40 protein-coding genes and 1 pseudogene are annotated in these 26694 nt (G+C 35.2%); 9 read left to right on the plus strand and 32 right to left on the minus strand.

The features are described from left to right. Positions 1-6 precede the first annotated feature (6 nt). The 4 genes from terL to NV349_RS11945 all read right to left on the minus strand — a co-directional run bounded on the left by terL (position 7) and on the right by NV349_RS11945 (position 3594). Positions 7-1467: a phage terminase large subunit gene (gene terL / locus NV349_RS11930; protein WP_442916450.1), complete on the minus strand. Its 1461-nt coding sequence runs from the start codon at positions 1465-1467 to the stop codon at positions 7-9. Continuing rightward, positions 1454-2416: a terminase small subunit gene (locus NV349_RS11935; RefSeq protein ID WP_271910007.1), complete on the minus strand. Its 963-nt coding sequence runs from the start codon at positions 2414-2416 to the stop codon at positions 1454-1456. Before NV349_RS11935 ends, terL begins: the two co-directional genes overlap by 14 nt. Before the next feature lie 382 nt (positions 2417-2798). Then, positions 2799-3308, minus strand: coding sequence for a sigma factor-like helix-turn-helix DNA-binding protein (locus NV349_RS11940; RefSeq protein WP_271910008.1), 510 nt, complete (start codon positions 3306-3308; stop codon positions 2799-2801). Between the two features lie 103 nt (positions 3309-3411). Beyond that, a complete protein-coding gene (locus NV349_RS11945) occupies positions 3412-3594 on the minus strand; it encodes a DUF3954 domain-containing protein (protein ID WP_271910009.1) in 183 nt (60 codons plus the stop codon). A gap of 171 nt (positions 3595-3765) precedes the next feature. Here NV349_RS11945 and NV349_RS11950 point away from each other — a divergent pair, with 171 nt between their 5' ends. Next, positions 3766-4113: a hypothetical protein gene (locus NV349_RS11950; protein ID WP_271910010.1), complete on the plus strand. Its 348-nt coding sequence runs from the start codon at positions 3766-3768 to the stop codon at positions 4111-4113. Between the two features lie 312 nt (positions 4114-4425). On the opposite strand, the pseudogene NV349_RS11955 reads toward NV349_RS11950, so the two are convergent. The 20 genes and pseudogenes from NV349_RS11955 to NV349_RS12050 form a co-directional block, all read right to left on the minus strand. After that, positions 4426-4560, minus strand: a pseudogene (locus NV349_RS11955) (DNA adenine methylase); the annotation flags it as partial. 51 nt (positions 4561-4611) lie between these two features. Further along, entirely contained in the window at positions 4612-4929 is a 318-nt protein-coding gene (locus tag NV349_RS11960; RefSeq protein WP_271910012.1) for a hypothetical protein, read from the minus strand. Beyond that, a complete protein-coding gene (locus NV349_RS11965; RefSeq protein ID WP_271910014.1) occupies positions 4913-5344 on the minus strand; it encodes an ASCH domain-containing protein in 432 nt (143 codons plus the stop codon). Before NV349_RS11965 ends, NV349_RS11960 begins: the two co-directional genes overlap by 17 nt. Then, positions 5325-5843 (minus strand): hypothetical protein, encoded by a 519-nt coding sequence (locus NV349_RS11970; RefSeq protein ID WP_271910016.1) that lies wholly within the window; start codon positions 5841-5843, stop codon positions 5325-5327. Before NV349_RS11970 ends, NV349_RS11965 begins: the two co-directional genes overlap by 20 nt. Before the next feature lie 11 nt (positions 5844-5854). Continuing rightward, entirely contained in the window at positions 5855-6364 is a 510-nt protein-coding gene (locus tag NV349_RS11975; RefSeq protein WP_271910017.1) for a hypothetical protein, read from the minus strand. A gap of 2 nt (positions 6365-6366) precedes the next feature. Then, positions 6367-6912 carry a Holliday junction resolvase RecU gene (locus NV349_RS11980; protein WP_271910018.1) on the minus strand — a complete coding sequence of 182 codons (546 nt, stop codon included), beginning with the start codon at positions 6910-6912 and terminating at the stop codon, positions 6367-6369. A 174-nt stretch (positions 6913-7086) separates the two neighbouring features. Beyond that, positions 7087-7491 carry a hypothetical protein gene (locus NV349_RS11985; protein WP_271910019.1) on the minus strand — a complete coding sequence of 135 codons (405 nt, stop codon included), beginning with the start codon at positions 7489-7491 and terminating at the stop codon, positions 7087-7089. Between the two features lie 18 nt (positions 7492-7509). Further along, complete coding sequence (gene ssb, locus NV349_RS11990) at positions 7510-8124, minus strand: single-stranded DNA-binding protein (protein WP_271910020.1); 615 nt, start codon at positions 8122-8124, stop codon at positions 7510-7512. Then, positions 8121-8429 carry a DUF6877 family protein gene (locus tag NV349_RS11995; RefSeq protein ID WP_271910022.1) on the minus strand — a complete coding sequence of 103 codons (309 nt, stop codon included), beginning with the start codon at positions 8427-8429 and terminating at the stop codon, positions 8121-8123. The genes ssb and NV349_RS11995 overlap by 4 nt, the downstream gene beginning before the upstream one ends. A gap of 4 nt (positions 8430-8433) precedes the next feature. Next, the gene (locus NV349_RS12000) at positions 8434-9444 is read right to left on the minus strand and encodes a DnaD domain-containing protein (RefSeq protein ID WP_271910023.1); all 1011 of its coding nucleotides are present in this window, start codon (positions 9442-9444) and stop codon (positions 8434-8436) included. A 12-nt stretch (positions 9445-9456) separates the two neighbouring features. Beyond that, entirely contained in the window at positions 9457-9636 is a 180-nt protein-coding gene (locus tag NV349_RS12005; RefSeq protein WP_271910025.1) for a hypothetical protein, read from the minus strand. Continuing rightward, positions 9633-10352 carry an ERF family protein gene (locus tag NV349_RS12010; RefSeq protein ID WP_271910026.1) on the minus strand — a complete coding sequence of 240 codons (720 nt, stop codon included), beginning with the start codon at positions 10350-10352 and terminating at the stop codon, positions 9633-9635. The genes NV349_RS12005 and NV349_RS12010 overlap by 4 nt, the downstream gene beginning before the upstream one ends. A gap of 105 nt (positions 10353-10457) precedes the next feature. Further along, the gene (locus NV349_RS12015) at positions 10458-10616 is read right to left on the minus strand and encodes a hypothetical protein (protein WP_271910027.1); all 159 of its coding nucleotides are present in this window, start codon (positions 10614-10616) and stop codon (positions 10458-10460) included. A gap of 193 nt (positions 10617-10809) precedes the next feature. Continuing rightward, positions 10810-10944, minus strand: a complete 135-nt coding sequence (locus NV349_RS12020; RefSeq protein WP_271910028.1) for a hypothetical protein — start codon at positions 10942-10944, stop codon at positions 10810-10812. A gap of 66 nt (positions 10945-11010) precedes the next feature. Beyond that, positions 11011-11280 (minus strand): hypothetical protein, encoded by a 270-nt coding sequence (locus NV349_RS12025; protein WP_271910029.1) that lies wholly within the window; start codon positions 11278-11280, stop codon positions 11011-11013. Continuing rightward, a complete protein-coding gene (locus NV349_RS12030; protein ID WP_271910030.1) occupies positions 11268-11543 on the minus strand; it encodes a helix-turn-helix domain-containing protein in 276 nt (91 codons plus the stop codon). Before NV349_RS12030 ends, NV349_RS12025 begins: the two co-directional genes overlap by 13 nt. 135 nt (positions 11544-11678) lie before the next feature. Next, a complete protein-coding gene (locus NV349_RS12035; protein ID WP_271910031.1) occupies positions 11679-11978 on the minus strand; it encodes a hypothetical protein in 300 nt (99 codons plus the stop codon). A gap of 2 nt (positions 11979-11980) precedes the next feature. Beyond that, entirely contained in the window at positions 11981-12703 is a 723-nt protein-coding gene (locus NV349_RS12040; protein ID WP_271910032.1) for a Rha family transcriptional regulator, read from the minus strand. Positions 12704-12890: 187 nt separating this feature from the next. Further along, complete coding sequence (locus tag NV349_RS12045; RefSeq protein WP_271910033.1) at positions 12891-13157, minus strand: helix-turn-helix transcriptional regulator; 267 nt, start codon at positions 13155-13157, stop codon at positions 12891-12893. A gap of 71 nt (positions 13158-13228) precedes the next feature. Then, positions 13229-13462 carry a helix-turn-helix transcriptional regulator gene (locus NV349_RS12050; RefSeq protein ID WP_271910034.1) on the minus strand — a complete coding sequence of 78 codons (234 nt, stop codon included), beginning with the start codon at positions 13460-13462 and terminating at the stop codon, positions 13229-13231. 158 nt (positions 13463-13620) lie between these two features. Between NV349_RS12050 and NV349_RS12055 the strand changes: the two genes are divergently transcribed. The 3 genes from NV349_RS12055 (at position 13621) to NV349_RS12065 (ending at position 15716) form a co-directional block, all read left to right on the plus strand. Then, positions 13621-13983 carry a helix-turn-helix domain-containing protein gene (locus NV349_RS12055; protein ID WP_271910035.1) on the plus strand — a complete coding sequence of 121 codons (363 nt, stop codon included), beginning with the start codon at positions 13621-13623 and terminating at the stop codon, positions 13981-13983. A 168-nt stretch (positions 13984-14151) separates the two neighbouring features. Continuing rightward, the gene (locus tag NV349_RS12060; RefSeq protein WP_271910036.1) at positions 14152-14274 is read left to right on the plus strand and encodes a hypothetical protein; all 123 of its coding nucleotides are present in this window, start codon (positions 14152-14154) and stop codon (positions 14272-14274) included. Between the two features lie 341 nt (positions 14275-14615). Then, entirely contained in the window at positions 14616-15716 is a 1101-nt protein-coding gene (locus NV349_RS12065; protein WP_271910037.1) for a beta family protein, read from the plus strand. Between the two features lie 8 nt (positions 15717-15724). Here the strand turns inward: NV349_RS12065 and NV349_RS12070 are convergent, their stop codons facing one another. Further along, complete coding sequence (locus tag NV349_RS12070; RefSeq protein WP_271910038.1) at positions 15725-16528, minus strand: sce7726 family protein; 804 nt, start codon at positions 16526-16528, stop codon at positions 15725-15727. A gap of 115 nt (positions 16529-16643) precedes the next feature. Between NV349_RS12070 and NV349_RS12075 the strand changes: the two genes are divergently transcribed. The 5 genes from NV349_RS12075 to NV349_RS12095 all read left to right on the plus strand — a co-directional run bounded on the left by NV349_RS12075 (position 16644) and on the right by NV349_RS12095 (position 20774). Beyond that, on the plus strand, positions 16644-16958 hold the full coding sequence (locus NV349_RS12075) for a type II toxin-antitoxin system RelE/ParE family toxin (RefSeq protein WP_271910039.1): 315 nt from the start codon (positions 16644-16646) through the stop codon (positions 16956-16958). A gap of 16 nt (positions 16959-16974) precedes the next feature. Then, positions 16975-18039, plus strand: coding sequence for an ImmA/IrrE family metallo-endopeptidase (locus NV349_RS12080; protein WP_271910040.1), 1065 nt, complete (start codon positions 16975-16977; stop codon positions 18037-18039). A 91-nt stretch (positions 18040-18130) separates the two neighbouring features. After that, the gene (locus NV349_RS12085) at positions 18131-18631 is read left to right on the plus strand and encodes an ImmA/IrrE family metallo-endopeptidase (RefSeq protein ID WP_271910041.1); all 501 of its coding nucleotides are present in this window, start codon (positions 18131-18133) and stop codon (positions 18629-18631) included. A 136-nt stretch (positions 18632-18767) separates the two neighbouring features. Beyond that, positions 18768-19937: a tyrosine-type recombinase/integrase gene (locus NV349_RS12090; protein ID WP_271910042.1), complete on the plus strand. Its 1170-nt coding sequence runs from the start codon at positions 18768-18770 to the stop codon at positions 19935-19937. Between the two features lie 633 nt (positions 19938-20570). Then, complete coding sequence (locus NV349_RS12095; RefSeq protein ID WP_058843690.1) at positions 20571-20774, plus strand: hypothetical protein; 204 nt, start codon at positions 20571-20573, stop codon at positions 20772-20774. 106 nt (positions 20775-20880) lie between these two features. Here NV349_RS12095 and NV349_RS12100 read toward each other — a convergent pair whose 3' ends face one another. The 7 genes from NV349_RS12100 to NV349_RS12130 all read right to left on the minus strand — a co-directional run bounded on the left by NV349_RS12100 (position 20881) and on the right by NV349_RS12130 (position 26624). Next, entirely contained in the window at positions 20881-21303 is a 423-nt protein-coding gene (locus NV349_RS12100) for a hypothetical protein (protein ID WP_036116903.1), read from the minus strand. A 9-nt stretch (positions 21304-21312) separates the two neighbouring features. Further along, positions 21313-21966 (minus strand): hypothetical protein, encoded by a 654-nt coding sequence (locus tag NV349_RS12105; protein ID WP_271910043.1) that lies wholly within the window; start codon positions 21964-21966, stop codon positions 21313-21315. 399 nt (positions 21967-22365) lie between these two features. Beyond that, on the minus strand, positions 22366-22920 hold the full coding sequence (locus NV349_RS12110; RefSeq protein WP_036116908.1) for a M15 family metallopeptidase: 555 nt from the start codon (positions 22918-22920) through the stop codon (positions 22366-22368). Between the two features lie 2 nt (positions 22921-22922). After that, positions 22923-23288 (minus strand): phage tail tube protein, encoded by a 366-nt coding sequence (locus tag NV349_RS12115; protein ID WP_170829827.1) that lies wholly within the window; start codon positions 23286-23288, stop codon positions 22923-22925. 253 nt (positions 23289-23541) lie between these two features. Further along, the gene (locus NV349_RS12120; protein ID WP_271910045.1) at positions 23542-24309 is read right to left on the minus strand and encodes a hypothetical protein; all 768 of its coding nucleotides are present in this window, start codon (positions 24307-24309) and stop codon (positions 23542-23544) included. Between the two features lie 66 nt (positions 24310-24375). Next, positions 24376-24612 (minus strand): hypothetical protein, encoded by a 237-nt coding sequence (locus NV349_RS12125; protein WP_036116996.1) that lies wholly within the window; start codon positions 24610-24612, stop codon positions 24376-24378. A 1160-nt stretch (positions 24613-25772) separates the two neighbouring features. After that, a complete protein-coding gene (locus NV349_RS12130) occupies positions 25773-26624 on the minus strand; it encodes a LysR family transcriptional regulator (protein WP_271910046.1) in 852 nt (283 codons plus the stop codon). Positions 26625-26694 lie beyond the last annotated feature (70 nt).

The raw sequence follows: 26694 nt of genomic DNA on the forward strand, positions 1-26694 counted from the left end.
TCTTCATCACCTACCCATGCCTAACAGTTTTTTCGTTCTATCTAACAAGCTAGAATTGTTCGTATACAATTGATTCAATGCTTGTGTCATCGCATCTACCATGTCATCATGAGCCCCGTTAGGGAAGCTCACCATTTCCTCAATGACATCATTTACCCAAGGACACATATTCGGGTGTGGGAAATATACATTTCCCGCTTCAAATAAAGGAGACACCGCATTTGCACGTGCTTCCTTACCACCATCGGGATCAACTGGAATAATACCGCTAATTTCATCTTTTAATGTATCTATGACAGCAGAACCATTAGCTTTATCCTCAATATATTTACTTGTAGCTTTTGGCCATTTGTCAGTCATTGCACGAATGGCTTTAACTGTATCTGGGAAGTTCATACGTTTGTGGTCCTGATCTAATAAGAAATACTGCGCCTTTTTACGTGACCATACTTGGCCTGCAACAAAGTCACTACTTTCTGTTTTCTTAAATGTACAATCCCAAGATTGAGCCATTTTGTCAAAGTGAATCGGTAATACAATGACATCATCACTTAACCCCCAGTCCCGCTTCATTTGCTCATCACGCACATAGAATTTAACCCAGCCACGTTTAAAGATATTACCACCCGCAGGAGCGGGTCTTTGTTGATAAAGAGACGCCCATGTTCGTGATCCAACCTCTGCCTTTTTATCCTCAGCCCATTTCTCATCAAAACCGAGCTCTGGACATAATGGCTCACCTATTTCACGGTTTAACAAATCATTTTCATCTTCTGCAATAGCAGGTAATCGCAATCGTACCCACTTACGAGGGCTACGAGCAAGTAAACGGCCAATCAGATCATCCTCATGCCATCGGGTCATGATAACGATTACAGACGCACCATCGTGTAATCGTGTAGACAAAGTGGCTTCCCATTCATCCCAAATGCTGTCTCGTATAGTTTGTGACATAGCTTCTTTCATGTTTTTGATTGGGTCATCGATAATCATTAAATCTGCGCCTTGCCCTGTGATAGATCCACCTATACCAGTGGAAATCATGCCCCCTCGTCTGTCTTGGATTCCCCAATCCTTTGTAGCTGCATTGGACTCTGATAATTGCACATTGAATAGATCATGCGAAAACTCATTGAACTTATTACGATTTAAACGACCAAACTTGGTTGCTAACCCATCTGAATAAGCAGCAGCAATTACCCGCTTATCTGGATTTTTGCCCAAATAAAATGACGGAAACGATTCTGTTACCGTCATACTTTTACCATGTCGTGGTGGCATCTCTATTAATATGGATAACTGTTCACCATCGGCCACACGTTGGAGCACATCACAAATTAATTCGGTATGTTGATAATGTTCATAATGGCCATGATGTACGTATTCAACATAATCACGGTAGAAGCGGCGTGCTAGTTCTTTGTCCGCTTCGTTTTCCAATGCGCTCATTTCCTCATCGCTTAGAATTAGCAATGGCTCTCAACTCCTCTGGTGTTAAATTACTTAGATCAACACCTGTGGTGTTACCACCACCAGCACCTTTTGTTTCAGATCGTACTTTTGCAATGTCTACTTTTAATTTTTCTTCACGTAACCGTTTTAGCTGTTCATCACTTAATAAATCTGTGTACTTTGATAGCATTGCAAGTGCTGCCATCTTATCAGCAAGCTTCACACTGACGCCATCCTTGCCTTTTTTGACTTCGGTTATGATCGTGCCGTCAACCTCTGTGGCATCGTGGAAGTGTACTGTATTTACCTTGTATGTCTGCATTCTTGGGTTTCCATCTTCATCTAAGATTACGCCCCCCATGCCATCTAACATAGGCTCCTCCACTTCATGCATGCCGAAGTCCACAAAATCGGTGATATCAGCAAATGCAATGTCAATGTACTTTTGTAAAACCTGGCGTGCATCCAGCATAATACCGTTTGCTAATTCTGCCTTCAATCGATGAATCTCCTTTCGAACCTTATCATTTCTTATCAATCGAGAGCCATTGCTCATCGCTGAAGCGTAGTCACATCCATATACTTTTTGATATGCTTTCGTGGCATTCCAATACTTTGTGTAGTACAAACAAAAAAGCAACTGTTGACTGTTGAGACCGTCACTGGGGACGATTTCAAACTGTACAGTTGCTTGCGATTCCGCTTCTGGGATCGCTTTGCTCCGTTGCATTTTTTTCGTTTTCTTTTTTACGGAACGTTCCGTATTTTTCGGCTGTTTTGATTGGAACGTTCCATTCGATTCCGCTTCAAGACGATCATCCCAGCTATCTTTGTTTTTCCACCCACGTACAGTTCCCTCGGATACACCTAGTTGCTCTGCTATATCCTTAAGCTTTATATCACCATTATGGGCTTTGTAAATGTCATATGCTTGGTCACGCCTTGGATCTCTTGCTCTAGCCATATCTCATAATCACCACCACCTCCATGGAAAATTATTATAAAAAATACATAAAAGTAATTCTTTTTTATATAAGTTTGTGATAAAAAAGTCAATCTTTTTAATCACACTGAGAGATACGTGCTGCATACTATAAATGAAAAGAGAGGTGATAATTATGATTATCAATGTAACACTTGATATACAAGTGGCTTTAATCATTGTTCTTATTTTCTTTAAGTAATACAGCAAATGGATATTGGATAAACGGTACAATATCTCTGAAATGAGGTATTGAACCTATGACTTAAATAACTAAATACATAAAAATATCTTCAAATATGCAATTGTTCTCACTGGAGGAGTAATTTATTCCTCTACTATATAGGCATTTGTACGACAAACTTTATACAGCATATAAAAAAAGTTTGTCTTTACTAATGTTATTTTGAATTTTGGATTCTGCTCGCTTTACATAATTTTGTACGGTACCACGATTAACACCTAGTATTTTAGCAACCTTACTAAAAGTCATATGCTCGGCTCGTATCATTATAAAAGCAGTACGTTCATTTTCCGTTAAACCGGCCATAGCTTGATTAGCCGTATCTTTAACATTAAACATTCTTTCAATTTCTTTAACCGCAGAATTGTCATAACTATAGTCAATTACCTCTGCAAGCACATCAGGGGTCATTTTCACACTGTCAACATACGTAATAAGGTCTTGCATTAAGTGATGGTCCATAACATAAACATCTGTACGTGTAGCGGCTCTATATTCTGCTGGATCATAGCCTGTTTCCATCCACTTAATAGCTTCTTGCATATCTTTCACCATACTTAGACATCCACCTGCTACCTTTAAATCTTTAAGAGTTTGTTTATATTCATTAATTAAATCTGGAAAGTACATGACCATCTTCCTTTCTATTCTATGTAAAAATAAAAAGGACACTAATAGAGCTGACATAATTGCCAACAACTATTAGTGTCCATCGGTTTTTCCGTAAGGACGGTTATTTTGTTTTTTTAATACGTATACGCTCAGCCCTCTCTACATCAAGTACTTGTCCATTGTGCCAAACGATGGTATCTTGTCCAAATGATTTTGGTTTTAGTGGTGTAATTATTCCATCTTGTACGATGTATACACCGTTTTCAGATGTGTTGATTTGTTCTATAGATGTCTTTTGTGTCATAGTTTTGCCCCCTATGATATAATCAATTATCTGGCTGAACTTATAAAAGAGCAGTAACCAATTCTAGCTGCAGCGTCTGCAAACATTGCGGCTTTTTTATATTTTAAAAATTTTTGAAACTTTCATTCTCTATTTTTCGTATAAAAAGGAAAAACAAGGAGGATGATATTTGTGAAAGGATTACTGTATACTGTTTTAGCACTTTTAGTATTATTGATTGGATTTAATTGGATAAAAGACGATGGTCTTTCAAGGGTAACTCCTAGTAAATTTGAAGCTGCTTTTTCTGAAGCTATACCACAAATGACTAATGTTATTGAAAATCATAATGGTTCAGACTCTTTTGAAAAAGAACTTATGAGTGCTGGTAAACCGATATATGACCTTACTGTAGGCACTACATCTCATATAATAAATTCTGTTTTATTTTTACTATCAATTGTTTCATTCATTATTTACAGAAATAGAGAAACCCTTGAAGATTGTATTTTAGAATTTTTTAATAATATTTTCTCTTAATTACAGGAAAACTAATTATTATGAAATTCAACTCTACTAATATGCTATAATTTGGTTAAAAAGGAAGTAGAAGAATTATGTTTGATTTAGCGTTTTTCATAGAAAGTGTGGCTAATTTCATTTCAAATACTTGGAATGCACTGGTTTTACCGTATAAGCCAATTTGGATAGTTTTAGTTGTAGCAATTCTGGCGAAGTTTTATTTTAGAAAGTCTCGAATTAACTAACCCTTAAAGTTTGGCAGGTATGTTCCTACCAAACTTTTTTCCTCATATTGTTCAGTTAAAATAATGATTGCTGCTTGTAACCATACTCTGCATTAAAAAGGACAGCGCCAGATCCGAAGTATGGTTCTAAGTATGTTGAATGCTCTGGCATGTGGCTTACTATCCACTCGGCTAAGCTCCATTTTGAACCAGGGTAATGTAAAATTCGTGGCACGCCCATTGTGTAACCCCCTCCCTTACAATATCTTTCAACTAACCACTTTCTTCTTACCTAACAATCCTCCTGCCCTTGGTCTAATTCATCCTGCCATTGTCTTATATGGTCAATTGTTTCTTGCCAGCCATCTCGACATTCTTTAAAATAAAGCATAGATTCAACAACTTTATCTTTATCAGTAAATGAACAACCATCAGCGGTCATAGTATTTAGTTTATTGTCCAAATTATCAAAACCTCGTTGGCATTCATCACGCTTTTTATACGCCTCTTGCATAGCTAATTGTAAGATTATCTGACGTTCATTTATAATTTTGAAATCCAAATTTACCAACTCCCTTACTGCATAAAATCTTTCACTTGCTCCCATCATCCCAATTCCACAAGCTCAATTGTCCTTTAGCTGGCACTGGCTCAAGTAAAACTTTCACTGTATTCAGCTCCCATGCGTAACGATCATCCATAAAATCACCAAAGTATAGTTCATCACCCTCTAATTTTTTTCCGAAGTCAATGCTTGCATCACTTAACTCATTAGGTATCAAATGACATTCAACTAATTGTGCGGTAGCAATGACAACACCCAATGGTAAATCTTCATTTTCAATTCCATGTCTTTGAAGTGCTCTCTTAATTGGTAGATATTCGCAATATTCCTTATCCATTGTTTTACTAGCGTGAATGGCAATAGGCCCACGGTATTTCGTCTGCCAACTGCGTGTCTCGAACCGCTTCTCACCCAAAGCAATAAGAGTAGCCCAAGGTTGTTTAATTGTGATTGCTTTCATTTGTTCTCACCTTTACCTCATCTTTGTAGACTAATAGCCGTTTGGGTTGGTAACCTTCGAAATGACTCGTCAACATATCCACTTTCCGATTTGGGGCATAGCCACCTTTAGGAAGTTTCTCTGTTAACTTACACCATTGTGGACCAATGGCAGTAAGTAGTCCTTCATCTACGACTTGTAGTGTGGCATTTGAAATAATTCGTACATGCTCCCACCTTTTTGGATATTTTCTTGTTAATTCTTCCTCTGTAAAGTCAATTACTTTCATGGGTACTAGATCTAGGTAATCAACAAATGAACTTTTACTTCTGGACCAAACATGGGTATCAAAATCTCCTGATCTACACCCATTAACAAAACATAATGCTCCTTTTGGTAGATTTCTCTCTGACTTATTTCCTTCAAATCGGACAACTGGTGCAGAACTTGCTTGTAAAAACCACGGACGTTCTAGTTCTTGTTTTCGCAATTCATCACGAAAACTTAATTGCTCATTCATTTCTATCACTCCTAAAATAAGGTCAACTGCTCATACTTTTGGTTTTTGATAGGCGCCCCCTTTATTTCTGGCATATCACCCACCGTTTCTACCGATTTTTGCACCATTTCAGGTATATCGTTCACCACAACCGCTTCTGATGCTCTAAAGGGTTCTATGCGCTCAAAATAAGCAGCATTTTTATAAGCTCCAATAGGAGGACCATCTGGACGGTGTTTGAAAAAAACACTGTAATAACCATTTTCACTTGGTTCAGTGATAACATATTCCTCTGATACTCGATAAAAATGTGAAGGTGGCTTAACCACACGTGCCAGATATTTATTTACAGCTGGTGTTGATAAAGGCTTAGCAGCCACTACCAACTCAAACTGGCTTTTTTGATAAGCTCCGAAATGGGAACCAACATGAGGAAAGCGACTCACTTCATATGCCAAGCCACCATGTGGGAAAAGATAGTAAATCTCTCCCACTTTTAAATTGGTGCTAGCATTCGCATTAATGCATTTGCCTTGTAGCATCCTCACCACCTGCTTTCGATAAATGGCAATAAATAATGCAATGTGTACCCATCCTTTGATACGACTTCGCTTGCATGGTTTTCAAAAGTATCAAGTGGTATCGATTTACGTCCTCCGTTTTTAGCTACAGTCCAAGCTGCTTGAAGAGGTGGAAACGGCAAACGGTAGTATTTATCCAGTTCACTAAAATAAACCAGTAAAAACGCTATGGCCTCTTTCTCATACCAGGAGCGAAGTAGTTCATATTGATGCTCATGTAAATTTTGGAGTGGAAAGCTTTTCCCCTTCGTTTCCTTTGCATCAAATACTACTGCTCGTCCATTACATACACCTGCATAGTCCACCCATTCAGGCTTTTCTTTCCGTCCCTCAACTTGCTGGCCTTTATCTTTTGTCACTTGGATAGGTGTCGGTATTTTACGAATATCCGCTAATCCCGCATTACGATATTTTGTATTGGCCATATCAATGATACGTTCCAAAAATTTTCCTCTGTTCGCATGCGTTACTGATTTGGTACGTTGTTTAGTTGATTGATTATGAAACATCCTGAGTCCCAACTCCTTCTTGATTCTCCATTTCTAGCACGTCATATATGGTGAGCTGATTTTTCAAAAATTCCTCCTCGAGGTCATCCAAATGCCTTTGCCAGCATATAAACCCATATTGTCGTACTATGGATTCACCGCTTTTTAAAGGTCTGTTACACCTTTTACAACGACTCATGATGTACTCTTTAGCTGAATTTCTTCGATGATTTCTACATCATCAGCTCTAAATGTAGGAGAAGGACCAAATTCATATTCTTCCGCTTCCCACTCTTTAATAAATTCATCACGCTCATTAACATAAGTGCCAAAGTAAGGATCTTGTTCTGCTTGGTAAAATAATTCCCTAATTCTTTCGTCATCCTCTTTTTGCCATACGTATAATCCATAGTCGGCTACACCCGTTTTACTGCAATCGTATACAACAACCTCTATACCATCTAGTTTGCTATAGACGTCGATATATCCCTGTACTTCTTCCTCACTAGGTTCAGGACCAACGGAGCCATCATACATTTTTTTAATATCCTCTGGCGTTTTGCCAGCAGTTCGTAATATAGCTTTAAACATTTTGAACATGGTGAAATCCCCCTATTTTTAAAATGGCAAATCATCCTCAGATACCTCGATTAACCCTCTATTATTTGCAAATGGATCTTCATCTACTCGAGTATTGTTTGGTTGGTTCATAGGAGGATGATTTTGCTGATAAGCACTGTTCCCAAAAGTGTTTTGGCTAGGCATTGTACCTCCAAACTGTTGTTGTGGTTGTCCACCACCATAGGATGGTTGATTATTTCCGTATGCTTGTCCGCCATATTGAGGCTGTTGTTGCGGATATTGATTTGGTTGATTTTGATTAGGAGTGTTTTGTGATCCTCCTCCACCGTTTCGTGATGGTTCTAAAAATTGAATACTATCGGCAACAACGTCAGTGGTATACACTTTTTGACCATTTTGCCCCTCGTAGCTTCCTGTTTGGATACGCCCCTCCAAACCAATCAAAGCCCCTTTACGCTGATAGTTTGCTAGATTTTCAGCTTGCTTGCGCCACGCAACACAACTGATAAAATCAGCATCACGTTCTCCTTGTTCATTAGCAAATGTACGGTTAACCGCTACTGTGAATCGACATGATGCAATACCGTTAGGTGTGTAACGCAATTCAGGGTCTTTTGTAAGACGGCCAACTAATACGACACGATTAATCATTTGTTTGAATCCTCCCTTTTTGTGGCGATGCCAGCATGTACGTTGTTTTCTAAGTATCTAAGTTGCTGCATTGCATAGTGTGGACAGTAGCTGTCACTTAACCGTTTCTGTACGTCTTGTAGCACTGTAAGTGGGAACTGGTACTCATTGATGAGTTGGTTAATGCGACTTGCTACTTCCTCATGCGTCATCTTTGTAACTGCTTGTACCAGTGCTTTGTCTGTGCCGCTAGTAAAAGTCCCCTTAGCTAGTGCAGCCTTGGAAAAATGTTCACGCATTTTCATGTGTTCTTCATGTCTGCTCATATCGTTACCCCTTCCCTAGCATTTCTAGTATTTTTTGACGCTCCGCTTCAAAATCCATGGTTGATGTTGATTCGGTTTCGGTTACGTCATTGGGAACAGCGTCATGACGATTATTAAACCAACCTGGAACAACCTCTTCACGTCTATTTTTTGGCGGATAATACTTTTGCGGCTGATTACGTTGCTGTTTCGCTTGGATCTGTTGATTCTTCCACTGCAAGTCAGCCGCTTCTACCGCTTCAACCGTGAAAAGCCTCTTGTTAAACCAGTCCTTTAAGATGGTTTCTACATAACCCCAGTTAGTTTTTCCATTCAGCACAGCCTTTTCCATCGCATGGATGACCAAAGGCTCTGACAAATCATTTATCCATTGGTCAATTTTGAATATGATTAGAGACCCCAATGCTCCAAAGTGATTGCGCTCATAAAATGCAAATGCATTCTGGATTGAAGGAGCGGTTTGCTTTTTTGGTGGTGTTGCATATGCAGGTGACCCCTTATCATCATCATTATTAATTAATCTATTAGTACTTAGTAAATCAGTACTTGGTATATCAGTACTTAGTAGTCCTTGATTTTCCACTAATGGTTTTTCCACTCGTGGTTTTTCCATGGATGGTTTTTCATGGTATGGTTCTACCATAGGGTGATTTTCCACTAATGGTTTTTCAGGTGATGGCTGTTCCGCTAGTTGGTCCTTTTGTTCTCCATCGAACTGTGGAACTTCATATACCACCGTGACCCATTCAAATTTACCGTTTTTACCACGACGCCTTTCCTTTTTGACATAGCCGTATTTCTTTAATTCTTTCAAACCTGTATCAAATGATGTATCACCATCCGTTGCCCACTGTGTAAGCTCACTATTATGGAATGTCCAATCATCAGGTTTAGAGAGCATAAAGACATGGATAGCTTTTGCTTTCCAACTTAATTTCGTATCATAAAGCGATGTATTGTTAATGACTGTATAATCTTTGTTTTTGACTACTCTGACGATGTTTTTACTCTCCATCAGCTGATCCTCCTATAAAAATCTATCAGTTCGTTCACAAATGGCGAAGCTACCCTCAATTCGTATAATTTTGTAGCCTTTGTAGCTCTGCCACATGTAGCGGCGTACAAGGCGATATAATTCCTTTTCATCGCCTGCCGCCTGTTCAAAAATCCATTGTGGCAACAACACTCTGTGTGGTACAGAATTCATTGGGCCACTTGCATCTTGATAGCACGTAAATATTGAATTAAGCTATCTGCTTCTTTCATTGTTAATAAATTAGAATTCTTATCAGGAATTTTGCTTCTCTGCATAGCACCGTTATAAACAGTGTTAGGGTCTGAACCATATGCTGTGGCAACTTCACTCAACAATTTTGCTATTTCATTGAACTGTTCCTGAGTCCTTAAACCTGTGTGATTTGGTTGATTTTTTTGCTGCTGTGGCTGACCATTGTTATTTGGTGGTTTTGGAGGAGCTTGATTCATATATTGATAATCGTTTCCGCTCGCTCCATTTGCATCGTCATCCTTCTCTGTAGCCAGTCCTAACATAGCTGACAAGCTATAGCGTTTCATGTAAGTGATTTGTCCCCCAAAATCCTGCATGCTGTTGGCTGCTGGAAATTTGAGTGGATAAGATTTCACATACTCTCCTGATTCATGAAGGAATATGGTTTCTACACAAGCCATTGTTAAATTGCCTTCAACAGTTGTATAGCTGTTCTGAATGATGGATAAATGATTTTGAACAAATATAGGTCTGACAGCATCCAAAATGCCATTGAGATCAGTGTATTCAAACGTATATGAACCACCATTTTTGGTGCGAACATTTACTTTTGCGTTATGTTTTGGTGTTTGAATAGTAGCCCATGCTTTAGCTAAGGCTGCCGAAATATTTACATTACTCTCGGAAAAAAGCATGATCTTCCTCCTAGCTAGTTGATTTTTTAAAGTCTAGGGCATAAAATATAAAGTAACTATTTTTTTAAATGATTTTCTTAGACCACTGGTGCGAACAGTGGTTTTTTATTTTGTACTGGTCTGTGAATAGAGAGTTGAACGTTCATTAAATTTCAATGTTACAACCTCACCATCTTTAGCGATTCCTTCAAGTCCTGTGTTCTTAACTTGTAAAAATCGAAATTCTTTTTGATCTGATAAACGCTTGAAAAAAACAATACGCATTTCAATCACCTACTTCCTGATGGCATCCCATCAAGCAGCCTATAACTGCAAAGCAATCCGTCAAGGGGAGGAACGGGTTATAGACTGCTTGACGAGAGCGAGTATTGTACTCGCAATCATCTAGTTTTGTGATATAATTATTGAGACTAATATAGTTCTGCTGTTTAATCGCTCCAACGATTAAGCAGCTTTTTTATTGCCAGCAAATCATAATGACTGGTACTCCGATGGCAATCATGACAATTCCGCATCTCACACAGAACTCCTTATGTTTTTGATCCCGTCCGTCATCTGGCATATACAAATAATTCACTAACCATTTCACCATGCTGACCACCACTTCCCAACTGACACTAAGCGTTCTTGCAATGTTAATTTCCCCCACTTATTAGCATTAAATATTTTCATTAGCAAGCTTCTTCACCGTCCTTGAAAAAATGCCTTGCTGAGCTAAATCCTGTATTAAGCCACCAAAATTTTTGTTATCTAGTAGCTGTACTTCTAAACGTTTAATGGCATGTTCGGCCTTTTTAATTCGCCACGCGCATTCAGCTGCTAAGTTGTATGTACCGTGTTGTTTATGAAATGCCATGGCTACTTGTAAATCCTCAATGCATGCTTTCTTTGCCGCTATCTCTAGCTCCAATTTCTTTATATAATCCAATTGAAAATCCCTCCTATAAACATGGGTACTGTCTGTAAAAACTGCATAGCTGCATCTGCACTAAATAACGCTGCTACTACTGTGTCCTGTGAATTTGTAATTGCGGCAGTTCTGGCTAAAAAATTAACTTCGCAAGCGATGATGTTTTGCTCGATACGACTGATAGTTGATTGCGTAGTATGCATTAGTTCCGCAAATGCTTCCTGCGATAATTTTGCTTTCTTACGGCACTTTCTGATTAATTCTCCAACATCTACATGCAATGAAATCACCTCCTTATGCAGAAAGTGCATATTATGCTTACCACGCATGGTTTCTCTATTAAGTTATCTTTATAGTTGAGATATGAGATTGTTTGCCCCAATCTCTTATACATACCTGTCCGGGTAGTTGTATTTTTAATTATTGTTGAGAATTTCATCAATTACTTTTGCTGTTGGCTCTGCTAACCAAACTCGCTTATATCTTGAACCTATTTGTCTTTGGTGCTCCCTAATTCGAGGATCACAAAGAATATATTTTTCTAATGACGCTTTACTAAATCTAGTTTCTCGAACTAGATCATCGATATCCCAATAAAGTGTTCGTTGCCTAACGGTTGCTTGTACTATTTGGTCGTACCTTTCTAATAGTTCCTTTCTAGAAAGGCCAGCGTTCTCCAGAACTAATTGAGTAATGTCTGTAGCATTCTTAATCACAGTTATTTGGCACCACCTTCAACAAGTTTTAACACTTGTTGGTTGTATGCGTTAATCTCCATTCTCAGCGTAGTAGATGGCTGCCACATGGAGATAAATTTGATACTTTCAGCAAAACGTGTTTTAGGAATTTCTCCATACCTCGGGACTTCAAAATGATTCTTGAAATCTCTCCAAAAAGCTGAAAATACTTGACGGCTTATTTTTTTGTATGCATTCGATTCTTTACCACCTAACGCGGCTACTACAACTTCTCGACCACGCTTACTTATTTGCGCTTCTTGATTGCCATCAATACGCATTGTGACAACAAGGTTTTGTACAGTTTCTTTAACTTCAACAACTTCCATTTGGATGCTCTGTAATTGCTTTCGCGTATTTAACACTGATTCAAGCGCTAATGTAATAGGATCTTGTGATAGTTGCTTTTCAATCTGTTGCTCCATTTCATTGAAGCGTTCGATGTATTTAACAGCGAAATGTGTACCCTTTTCGCCAGTCATGCGAGTGCCATATAATTCGCACCCCTTCTTAGTTAACAAGAAGCAAGGTTGCTGCTTGTTTTGACTATTTGTATAAGTAGATTCGATGAAATAGGACTGGGGTAAATTCCCCTCTCCTAATTGAGCAATAATGCGTCTCAGATCTTTCAAGACTTCGTTATGGTCACGCCCGACCATTTCTGCAACTTCTGTACTCGGGATATTCCTTGATAATTGATTCATTTTGAGACCTCCTTCTCTAATACTATTTATTATAGAAATTGGCGTTTTTACATTTTTAGAATTAACTTGCTTATTATCCTGATGTATTCTGATGTATTTAACTTCATTTACGAGTTTGACCTATCCAACGAAGTATATTTAACTTTAAAATTGGAAAAAAGGAGACAACCTCAAGTCAAGAACTTTTTTATAAGTCTGGGAATAATTCAAAAAATGGTGTTTCTAGAACCTGTTCTAGCTGCATTGAAAGCTCTATATTTGGATTAGCTCGTCCAACCTCTAAATGACTAATCAGAGCAGTTGAACAACCAATTAATTTTCCGAGTTGTCCCTGTGAAAGGCCCTTGGCTTTTCGTTCAGCAATCATTCGTTCGCGTTTAGAACCTTTAAGATTTCGAAATTGCTGTGAAGGAAACTGCTCTTTGCGTTTCTTTTTACGCTTTGATTTAGTCATGCTCACACCCCCTTTCGTTGTTGGATTAGCGTTGCTACCGCTTCGTGAGCTATGAGGACGGATAAAATTTCTCAGGAAATAGCAGGTCTTTTTGTACAAGTATCTTGTACATTATAACCAAATAAAAAGGCTACATCTTCTTCTAGAATTCTCGAAACAGCCAAAGCTACTTCCAACCTAGGTTTTGAGTATCCAGTTTCCCAATTAGAAATCGCAGCTTTACTAACAGTTTTAAGCAAATTTGCTAATTCGGCTTGAGTAAGTTGTTTCTTTTTTCTAGCAGTAATCAAATTCAAGTTTTTCATTCAGTACAACCTCCTTTGTATGAATAACTTGTACTTAAATAATAACAACAAGATTCTCATACGTCAATATTTATTGTATGACTTTTTTGTACTTTTTATTTTCATTGTGCACATATCATAAATAAATAGTACAATTTACTTGTACAAGGAGTGATTTCATGTTGGACCATCGTTTGAAAATAGCCAGAAAAGCCAAAAAAATGACACAAGAACAATTAGCAATTAAAGTTCAAACAACTAAAGGTACCATCAGTAATTATGAGAATGGGCACAGTACTCCTTCTAATGAAATGCTTGTACTTTTAGCAAATACATTAAATACGACAACTGATTACCTACTAGGTAATACAAATAATCCTGCCCCCCTTTCTCAACAAGAAAAAGACGAAGCTGAGTTCCAGGCTTTCGCCAACAACCCTACCCTTGAAAAATGGTACAAGGAATTGCCGAAGTCGAAGGAAGAAGATTTGGAGAAGTTGCGTAAGATGTGGGAGATTTTGAGGGACAAAGGAGAATTGTAATTAATACAATTACTACTTAGGGTGAACACATATGCTGAACTTTATGGAAACATAAAGAAAAGATCGCTTAAAGGCGATCTTGATAACAATTTGATTACTTCTAAAGCATTAGCTGATAGAACAACAATTTTCGGTGCTGTAAGTAACTTCACAAAAGAGGGTGACGCTATGGATAACTTCTTAGGAAACCATAAGTCATCTCTTGCAAACACAGAGTTATATGGAGCAGCAAGTCGAGTTGCATCTGCATTTGATAACAGCGAAATTGGTATGACAATGCCCACTCTATAAGTAATTATAGAGGAAGTACTGGGTGAATTCAGAGGAAACCTAAGGTAATTTTTACTATGGCAACTTTGAGCCAAGCTGACGAATCCTTTTATGTAGTCAGAAGGTGCAACGCATAGGTATTGAGTAAGGAAACAATAATATACCCACGAGCGCCCAGCACCCTAATATTTTAATCTAAAAAAAGGACATGATAGATTCATGTCCTTTAAAAGCACCTCACATTGTAAATATTCAACATTTTTGTTTTTTATTTTTTTTAGGTTAGTTATAGGTATATTTACGCGAGTAATATTGACTATATCAATAACCAAGCTATAATACATTCTTTAATTGGAGGTTAGATGGATATGTATATACCTATTATGAAAAATCGTGATGAAGAAATAAGAGTAATTCAGACAATGAATGAATATTTCAGTGACTCTATTATTCCGCTAATAGAAATTTATAAAGATTTTTATTTAACCCAGTACAAAAAAGATGAAGCAGGTAATTTTTTATATGAAAAAAAGCCCAATAGTAAAAAAAGAAATAGAATCAAATTACCACCAACTGAAGCTGATATTATCACTTTAAAACATATAGAAAAAATCCTAAAAGGTAAAAAAGCATTTATTGATTTCTTTAGATTTAGTGCAAATGAATATGATGATAGTAGATCATTTAATAATGTCGAACTCTCTATTCATTTAAGTAGAGATTTTGCCTATTATAAAACTAGAATGCTAGATATAGGAAATTACGAAAATTTAATACCAGTTATTTCAATCAAAGAAGGGTTTAGCATCAGTGAATTTGATTTGATACGACTTATTAATCAATTGAAAGAATCAAATTCAAGTATCTCAATAAGAATCACTGACAGCTTCTTTGATGAATTTGAGGAAGTTTTTGAACAGCATTTGACAGAGAATGATTACTTAATGTTAGATATTAGAAACCAAAATATTGATTCAAAATTTATTGAGTTAGAGGAGTTTCGTGATTTTGAAACAGACGCAAAAAAAATACTGCTTAACTCCCCTAGATCAAGGAAAATAAAAAACGGTGATTATGAACATCTAGAATTTACAAAAAAAATCAATAATAAAGCTTCTATTCTATATAAGCACTATAAACTAGATGGTTTTGGTGATTTCGGCGGTTTAAAGGATGATTTACCAGTTAATGCTGGAGGAGGACCTATGGGAACAGCATTAGCCTTAATCTACTGTAAAGAAGTCAATGCTTTCTATTCCATTAAACATAATGATTCAAGTGCTGGTGTAAGAGGGTATAGATTTGTGAGAAATGATGTATTACTAAGGATTTCGTACTTTGATCCAACTAGGTCATGTAGTGCAATACAAAAAATCGAATGTATGGAAGACAAATTCGGGACTTGGAAAACTTGGAATAACATAACATTAACTAGGTATATAGAAGAACAGGCAACAAAATAGTATACCTATTATAGGTATACTATTTTTGGAGTTATATTGTTCTTGTAGAACCACTGATAGTCTATTTCTAAAATATCGGTACTATGCTCTACAAGATAATCCCACTTGAATTGAAATTTATTTTTTAAACAATTTTTAAATTGTTTATTAATTTCTTCTTCAGTTACATTTTCAATAATTTTATTAATCATCTCCTCCTTATTTTCTAAATAAGGACAAGAAAAATATGAGGTTAAATCTTTTTTAGTTAAAATCGATAATTGGGCAAATGATGAAATAGAATTCGATTTTTGGGCTGTTCTAATTTTTTTAAAGATATACCTTCCGTTTTTTGTGATACGGTATGTGAAAATTCCACATTCTTTTGGAGTATAATTAATCATATTCTCAATATTATTTATTGAACATATAATATACACTTTTTCAAAAACTTGAAAATAATCATCCATTTGCTGCTTTAATCGTTGGGGTGTATCTAAATCTGTTTTTATTTCAAAAGCGGTGCTTAACGTGCTAATCTTACATAAATCAAGCCTACTTTGCCCTACGTTTAATTCAAAAATGGATACATGATTTTTAGTTTTAAAAAGAATATTTTTAATAAATGTTGATTTTACTGCGATTTCATTAGGGTAATTTTGTAACAAAAATGCGTTCAGATATTCCCTTGCTGTCATATTTTCTTTATCGATTTGTAGCTGCCCATTGAATACTTCTAACAGTTTTTCTTCAATTGAAGCATCACTAAGAATTGTAGAGTACTGATTAGATAGTGACTGGGCATATTCAAAATAATTATTTTTTTTTAGCATTATAAATACTCCTATCTAAAACAATTATATTACATACGATCAATGTCAGTCTATAAACCTTAGATGAATAGAGTATTATGAATGTTTAAACCATTATCAAATAAGGAGGTTCCAAATGAATATTTCTTATACTACAGGAAAATTAGAAAAAATTTTAACTAATGAACGTTTAATAAAAAGAGAATATACACAAATTTATAAAAACGTAATGAACAGATTGTCCGAATTACGTACAGCAAATAATTTAGAAGAAATTCCTCATATCCCTCCTCCACGTAGACATAAGCTAAATGGAGATTATGATGATTGTTGGGGTGTAGATGTTTCTAAAAATTTTAGAATTATATTGAAGCCTACTGGGGATTGGAATGAATTGGATTTAAAAACAATAACGTCAATTGAAATTTTAACAATAAGCGACTATCACTAAGAAAGGAGGAATTTTAATGACTGAATTCATTGTACATATAGGCTCAATAATCAGAGAATATTTAGAAGCATCAAAGATAGATGAACAAAAATGCGCTGAAATTTTAGGTATTAATGAAAAAGAATTAAAAAATTTACTAGATGGAAAATCCTTTTTAACAGATGAAATTGCAGAAAATTTAACTAGTGTTTTTCCAGAGATTCCATCATCTTATTGGACTAACTATGAAAATAAGTATCGTGAGTTTATAGCGAATCAAAATCTAACTTTAAACCACTATAATTTAGATCAATTGAATTCGTTTGCCAAAAGATTTAAGTTTAATGAGATTTTCAGTGGATTGGGTTGGGACTTAAATAAACAAGCAAATGAAATGCTAAAGTTATTAGGACTGCACCAATTCGAACAATTTGATGAAATATATACAAATTTAAATGTTGATTTTATGGAAGATGGAGGTGAAAAGGAAGCTATTGCAATTTGGTTAAATTTAGCTAAAGAAGAAATTGATCTACAAAATAAAGACTTATCAAATATTGATTATAGTAAAGAAAAATTAATTAACTCTTTAGATAAGTTCAAGTTATTGGCCCTAAATAATGATTATAAAAAATCTTTAAAAAGTGCAAAAAAATTGCTAAATCGCTTAGGAATTTATTTGGTTTTTTATAATGCTATAGAAAATAGTAAAGTTCGCGGAGCCGTTACAACTTATAAAGATAATCCTGCAATTTTTATTAGTGGAAGATTTAAAACTCATGATCATACTTGGTTTGCACTAATGCATGAAATTGGCCATCTAATTCTACATTACGTACCTGGAGAACAAATAATTACTATGGAAAATGAAGTTATAGAATATAATATTGATAAAAAAGAAAATGAGGCCAACGAATTTGCAAGAAACTTCTTCATAGATGAAGATGCTTACACCCAGTATGTTTCAAATATGTATTTTGATGAGCTCTCCATTAGAGAATTTGCACAATCTCAAAATGTTCTGCCTGGAATAGTTCTTGCAAGACTTCAACATGATGGATATATAAGTTTTGACAAGCTAAACTACCTAAAAGATAGATAATTCGATTTAACCCCACTTTTCAAAAGTGGGGTTTTATTGTATATTAAAACAGAACATACGTTCCTTATTGTCGTTTTAGGGGTTGATATCCATGCACTATACTCACCTTGAAGATTATGTCCAACAGTTTTTTTCTCGTTTGGGTATTATAGACCCTACCCTACTAAATGTGGAAGAAATAGCCTATAGAATGGGCTTGAAAGTTTTTTATTGGGAAGAAAAAAGTCAGGCCTTATTTATTAATGGACGGCATTATATTTTTCTTAATGAAAATCAATCGCCACAGCTACAATGGCAAGACTTTTGCCATGAGCTATCACATGCCCTATTACATACAGGTGATCAATTTCATATGTATCCCCTATTTCGTGAATATCAGGAATTCAAGGCCAATAATTTTATGTACCACTCTTGTATTCCTACTTTTATGTTGGAGGCTTTGTCAATAGACGATCATACACCACAAACAATTATGAAAGTAATGCAAATCTTTAACGTAGAATACGATTTTGCTTTCAGGAGATTAACACAATATAACAATAAGCAGATTATGCAGAGGTTGCATAATATGACCTTTCTAAATATGAGATGATGAATATAGGACAGTTCATAAGTGAGTTTAATATAGGTTATCTGCTTCAAATTACTGTGAAAGGAGTGATGTTCTAATTGTCCTTAAACTCTAATCAATGTACCTGTCCGGGTCAGTTAGATAGGAAGTGGACGATATGGTTAGAAAGAAACTTAATAGTACTAAAAAGGAAAATATTTATTGGTATTATGATTCAAACAAGAAGAAGAAATTTGCCTACCGTTACAAATTTTATGACCATACTGGAGTACGTAGAGAAAAAACGAGACAAAACTTTAACTCTAGTATCGAAGCTGAAAAAGCATTAACAGCATTAAAAGCTACTGTTTTAAATGGTGGAGAAAAAATAATATTTAATGAAAACATGACAATTGCTCAATGGGTAGATATTTATTTTGATCGTAAAAAATCAAAATGGAAAGGTACCTCCCCTAAAACTTATCGTAATGTAATTGAAATTTACATTAAACCTTATATCGGTAGATATAAGCTATCTCGACTGTCCAAAAGTTTATACCAATCTGATTTTATTGATAAATTATCTTTAATAGCTGCTCCAAAAAGCATTCAAATGTATCATAATTTTTTCATTGGATGTATTAATGCTGCTGTAGAAGATGATATTTTGGATAAAAACCGCATTGCGAAAGCTGAATTACCTAGGATAGAAAAAATTAATAATGATGAAGTCGAGGGCAATTATTTAACTCCGACTGAGCTAGAATACTTACTTAAATGTGTAAAGCAATCTTGTGATATTTCAAGATATACTTTAATTTCTATTCTAGCAGCTACTGGTATGAGACGTGGCGAAGCTGGAGGTTTACGTTGGTCCGATATAGATTTTAAGAATAATCTAATTTACATCAATCGTACTCGTGATTTTTATGGGGAGCGCTCTGCCAAAACACTAAATAGTATCCGTTGTATTGATATGACCGAGGTACTAAGTAAACAATTAGTTCGTTATAGAAAATGGTGTATCGAAAGAAAATTAATTTTCGGGATTCAACATAGTGAGGATGACCTTGTCTTTATTAGTAAAACATGCAAGCCTCTTAATCAAAATGCAGCTAGATTAACGCTAATCTTAATGCATGAATTATATGACGTTAAACTCATCTCTCCTCATGGTTTACGACATACATTTGCTACCATCTCAATTGCATCTGGTACACCGCCAACAACGATTGCCAAAATCCTTGGTATGACTACTTCTACTCTTTTAAAAACCTACGCTCATTCGTTTGCAGATCGAGAGAAAAGAGCAATGCAAGTTCTAAGTGAAATAGTCAATTTCGATTAAAACACTATTTTTCATTTAAAATGGGGCACTTTTTGGGGCACCAATGTGGTTAGCCCCTCCCCAACCCTTGATAATCAAAGGGTTTATAAAAAAATAACTATAAGCATAACTTATGACCTTGATTTCTATCCTGATGTTTTTAATTTTTTGATGTGCATAATATCAAGGGTTTGTATTAATGTGGGTTTCTATACCTATCTAACGAAGCATAGCTAAATGTATTTAACTGTGGTACAGATTGCGGTACACGAACTTTTTGTAAAAAGTGTACCGCAGGAATAAATAGTAAATAAAAATTCATCCGGACACGTATGAGTAGTAGAAAAAATCAATACAACAACTTTTACTTTTAGATTATTAACTTCTTTATAATTAAACATTAAAGAAATGATGCAACTATTTTAATAACTATATAATATACATATACACATATGACAATACCTTACAATTTGTTTCTTTTTGGATAATCAGTTCTGCTTTAATAAAAAACAAACCAGGTGCACATTTGAGCGTCTGGTACCATTCATATGATTAACCAACAGTTTTTCAACTTGTGTTTTTTAAATGTAAATTGGGGAAAAATTTAGGTACTTCTTTTTAAAGACATCGTACTATATTAAAGAGGAGGATTTAATGAAGAAAAATCCGCAGACTGAGGCGAATAAACGTTGGCAAGCGAAGAATAAAGAACGTGCTAAATATCTTAGTGCACGATCTGGAGCACGTAGCTTTATAAGAGACCACGCCTTAGAGGAAGATTTAGACGAGCTCATGGAATTAATATTAGAACGTAAACAAGTATTATTAGAAATGAAAATAAACCAAGATGGCATGTAGCTGTCTTGGTTTATTTATTTTTGTATTTTATTAAGTAATTAATTTGTGGAAATAAAAAAAACCAGGTACTCATTGTTGAATGAGCGCCTGGCCTTTGCTTTAAATCCTAATCAAATTCTTTTTTTATCTGTAATGCAAATTGTTCAATAGATTTTCTATCTTGATAAATTGTAATACCAATACCGGAACGAGTAGCTCTATGAGAGTTATATTCTCCTGCATCAATCCAAAATTGGAATTGATAAATCTGTTCATCAATTAGGTCACTATTATTCGCTAAAATAGCAAATGAAAAAGATGGATCCGTTGAGTCCCATACTTCTGCTTCCAATAATTCGTCCCAATTATTTAATATCAGCGTATGCAGCATTATAAGATCACTTCGTAAAACCAAAAACTTAAAATCTAAATGATGTTCACCACAATTAAATTTAATCAAAATATTACTGGAAACAGTATCACTCTCTATATTAACCACTTCTAAACTTGTCTTTGATGCATCAAATGATCTATCGTATAAGGTTGCCATAATTAAATCTTACCATCCCCAGTTACTACTAATAAATTTCTTAGCGATTTCCCCACTATCAGGTTTGTAAACCGTTACAACCTCTTTTGAATTCCCTATAAACACTACATTAATATTTTGATCTTTATCATAAATAGCTCTAGCACGTGTATGTTTATCCATGAATTTTTTTCCATTTACAATTGCATCAGCAACTTGTTTGGAAGAAAGTTGACGTGCATTAGCCTGTATAACTGCGTGTGAAGAAAATTTCACTGTTGCTTTTGGAATTTGTTTTACAACTAGTTTAACACATGTAGCTGCAACGAACCATACAATCGGAGCGACCCTCGGAGCAACAATAAATTGTTCAGATTCCAGTGAATTCATAAAAGGAGTTCGTGCAATGTTAATAGAATCCCAAAAATATTGTCTTTCAACATCGGTAAATGATTCATATAGTTCCTTAAATTCTGGATGCTCATTTATATAATTTTCAGTATCTAAAATGTATTTATTATATTCCTCTGTATCTAGTTGAGGAACTAATAATTCAGTTTCCGAATATAAACTTTCATTTTGATCATTATCTGTGAATTCCATTGCTGAGGCAGCTGATGGAAATACAATGCTAATTAATAAAGTAAATGTTAGTAAAATACTAATAATTTTTGTATGTTTCATGATTTATCCCTTCAAACTTGTATTTGATTCACTAGCAAATCCTTACCTCGAGTTAATTATTATCCTATCATTGGTAACTTCCCCAATTCAATATTATGTTCACGCCACTTTTTTGACGGTGTGAACGCCATTAATTTGGCGCTACTCAAAGGAAATTCGTCAAGTCCGCCAAATCACGCCACTTATTCCCATCTTTTTTTAGTGGTATCGATATTTTTTTAGTGCTATATATACATTTATAGCGTTAACTCCATTTTATGCTTGATATTTTCAATAAAAACAAAAAATATTGCTAATAACAAGTTCACTAATTTGACTATTGGCATATCATTTACATTACTATTCTTATAATATTTTTATGAAATGCCCATTACCGATTAAGGTAACAGGCATTTGCTGTTAAACGCTACGTTGTGCAATGATAATCTTCAATCCTTCAAAATCACCACTTGTCATAGTTCCATTATCGAATTTTTCAAGCCATGACTTATCAATCACCTTTTTGTCTACGGCTTGTTGAATGTAATCACGTACTGCAGCTTTTGCGGTTGTGCTTGTGAATTTCATAGTATCATCCTCCTTTTGTTTTTGTGTATCCTCTACAATGAGTTGTACCTTTATGGCACTACTTGAGGGCACGATTACTTGTCCTTCAAATTTATAACCTGCAGGCATCTTCCATGTTGTAGGAATTTCAAAATGAGGTGCATCATACTGACCTACAGGCCAATAGCCTCCCCTAGTGATTCCTAGTTTTTTAGCTATTGCCCCAACCTTTGAAAGAGTAGAAATATCATATAAATTTCTTGGCGGTGCTACAGCAATATCCCAAGCTCTACGCGATGTATGATTACTATTTCGTGTCCAGGTAACTACTTGCCCTGGTCTTGTTCTACCTTGCTCATATAGATAGTTTTGGCGAGCTTGGCTACGATATTTCTGTGATGAAAACAAAGTCAATACCTGCCTTGTAGCACTCTTGAAAGAGTAGTCGGCAGGCTGTTTGTGCCATCTTCTCCAGTGTCTTTATAACGCTTCAATAATTTACGGAAAATAGATGTATTGAAATAGAATGTGGCACTTTCTGGATACTCTGCACCTGTTGATCTATTCCCTTTAGCTACACGACCCATAATAGGGACTTGTGTTTTGGTTTTGTCCATACGTGCCTCTAGGTTGATTAGCTGTGCAAATAAATAACGTTTTCCTTCAACCCTCACATACGCTTTCCCTTGTGCACCATGAATAGCATCACGAGCATGCATGGTTGTGTCTGCAAAGTACTGAAGATTCAACGGAATCACTGGTTTCTTTTGTTCCAATTTATTGCCCTCCCCTCTGCTACTACCGTTGTGATATAGAGCTGAGATATAGCCCTGTTACGTTTACAACTTCGCTCGTAACAACAGATTTCAGACAACAGTAAAGTTGACGAATTTAATGTTTTGTTAAATGATTCTGTATTAAAATAGAAAAATAACCAGGTACTCATTCGAGCGCCTGGTTTTTTACGATAAGATGATACATTAAACAGTCATATTCAGTTAGTGCAGAGCTCTTAAAAATAAATGTTTCTTATCTCATAGGTTTATCTTGGAACCACCAATCGCCAACACTATCAACAGCAAAATCTATTTTCCAAGGTCCAATTGTTAGCGATGAATTAATATCTTGATAACGAAACTTGTATTGATATTGATTTATAGAACCTGGGTACCCAGTATTAAATTTATCTTTTGTTCTGACCAAATCCGCTTTCCATGTGCCGCTCACCTGTCTTTCTACTATTAGAGCTGTAACACCAATTGCGCCTAATGCTTTTGATACTTTATCAGATACTAATTTATTAGGAAGCTTTACTCCTAACCATGCACCTATAACAATTACACCTGTCATTAAAGTGGCTACATCACTAAATGATGTAGCTACACCTTTAAAAGAAAGACTGGCTGGAGCTACATAAACATAATCAGTAGCATAAACTGACATATCTGAATTTGTATCTGCATTAAAGTCAGGTTCAGTTATCTCAAGATTAATATCTTTACCATTTAAAGTAGCAATACCAGTAGAACTATTATAAATCAAAGTACTTTTTTCATTTCCGTTATTGAGTGAGTTTACTACAAAACCATCGTCAGTATATTCAACATTAATATCAATATTATTTAAAGAATTAACTAGATTAAAATTAAGCGAACTATCCGTAGTTACAGAATCTACTACCCTATACTCTGTTGGAGCAATTTCTGAGGCATATGCATTAGGAATACATACACTGCTACTTGCAAATAACATAGTTGAACAAAGAGCACTAGCAATTATTTTTTTTGAATTTAACATTTCATCACCTTATAATAGTATTTTTGGTACTATTTTACACTAACTTAATTAGGTATTTATGTAAAGTTATAATTTTCCGTCTCCTTTTTTTTCCTTTCTACTATAATAACTTCTAACAATTAAATTAAAGACAAAAGTCATGATTATCAAATATGCTGGAACTCCCCAATGACCTGTCGTAAATCTATCATAAAACCCCCAAACTAGGACGGATGTAAATAAAAAGACTACTGTTAGTCTTTCTGATTTTGGATAGATTTTATATTTATGCTTTTTTTCCACATCTTTAATATTGTTATTCATTTTTTCGTCACCCCTTTAAATTTTCTTATTAGTATTATATTCTCCAATTAGGGAAAAAATCCCTCTTTCATTTGTTTCTTAGTACTTGGATTCTTGTAGAAAAGCTTCACCCCGTGGATTTGCAATTAGTTATTCATTTATGCATTTTTAATTCAAATGGGGACATACTCATTCAACAAAGGTAACCCTTCATGTAATACATTTTGTAAGACTACGAATTGAGCTGAACCTCCCCCACCCCTTTGATATCATAGAGTAAATATTTAATAAATACACATACCGATGATGGCTATAGACCCTTTTCAAAAGGGGCATATCAATTAAATTGGAAAGAGCCCAATACATTGGTCATAAGGTACGCGTTTGATTATACGTCTCTACACAGGTAGTTTCACTAAAATATAATTAGTACTTTTGAAGTTTGCACTAGAACTATGCTAGTAAAGGGTCACTACTCGCAGCGTGACCCTTTATTATTATCTAAGCCCACCATGAAACCCCCCTTAATGCACAATTTCTTTCAAAAACGATGCCGTTCATGCAATAATTCGATTTCATTATTAATTTTCATTCACATAGCCTGTTTTCCTTTCTTGTCATCTTCAGTAATACCAGTCCTCTTCAAGTATCCCGCTAAAGCCCTGTTTTATCCTCAAAATGTGAAGTAACATAAAAGCTCTTAAATTGGAGAATATATTCAGTCCTTTGGGATGAATAATAAAAAATTTTGTAACATTAACATTCGTAACACCAATCATTTCAACTCGTTATCACGTTGATATAACTATTTTTTATCTACGGGGGCTTGAAAATGGAAATTTATATGCGTTTAGAATTGTTTGTACAAAATTTGAAAAGGTCTATTGACTTTTATAAAAATACAATTCAATTAGAGTTATATCCACAAAATGAGACTAGATTTAAATAGAAAAACCTTAATGTACTTTTAACGCAATAAAATATTCTTTCAAAGGACCATTATTTCAGCAATATTAATACTGGCGAATAGGATATACGCGCTCTTTGTGTTTATTCTTTCCCAATTGTTCCTGTATCTTTTAAATCTTGCCATTCATTTTGGATTCAATGCCCTTAAAATCCCTGATACTCGAAGGACACTATTTAAATCAGTATCGGGACGTCAAAACAAACCGTGAAAGTTATTGGTGCTTAACAATTTTTTTCAAAAAATATTCCATCGATTTTGTCATATATGCATCTTTCCGTCGTATAAAGACGGTTGAAATAATGCCGTATTTATCTGGGATTGGATGACAATAAACCTTGCCTGTAGTAGAAAGATGTTCAACAGTTGATCGCGGAACAATCGTAACTCCTAGACCAATTGCAACACTTTTTAAAATGGTTTCTAATATGTTAAATTCAATGATCCTTTTAGGGAGTAAGCCCTCGTCTTTAAGCCACTGCTCTAGCTTCGCTCGATAACCGCAACCTTGATTTGACATAAGAATTGGTGTAGTCATAAATTCCTCTATATGAAAAGTTTTTTTGGGGGTTATAAGAACGAGTTCTTCATTACATACATCATATTGTTCTAAAAGTGGATGTTTAATGGGCCCGGTAATAAAAGCCCCGTCTAATTGGTGATCTGTTACTTCTTTAATAAGTTCTTCAGTTAAACCAGCTTGCAGTGTTAAATCGACATTGGGACACTCTTTGTAATAAGAAGCAAGAATATTTGGCAATATATTCACCGTTTCAACTGTACCAATTTTTAAAGTACCTGCTGGTGAATCACTATCTAAAAATACTTGTTTCAATTCTTCGACATCCTGCAAAATTTTATTAACATATACTAGCATTTTTCTTCCTTCTGCATTTAATGTCATCCCCTTTTTATGGCGGTAAAAAAGCGATGTTTTGAGCTCCTTTTCTAATAGCTTTATACGCGCTGTTACATTAGATTGAACATAATTTAATTCCTTTGCTGCATGGCTCACACTTCCGTGATTTGCGACGCTCTTAAAAATCAACAAGTCTCGTAGTTCCATTAAGTGCTCCTCTTGTAAAATATCATTTTAAATGATGTTATTAATCGTTTTCAATCATTATACATGATGC

Source organism: Lysinibacillus sp. OF-1 (assembly GCF_028356935.1).
GTDB classification, from domain to species: Bacteria; Bacillota; Bacilli; order Bacillales_A; family Planococcaceae; genus Lysinibacillus; species Lysinibacillus fusiformis_D.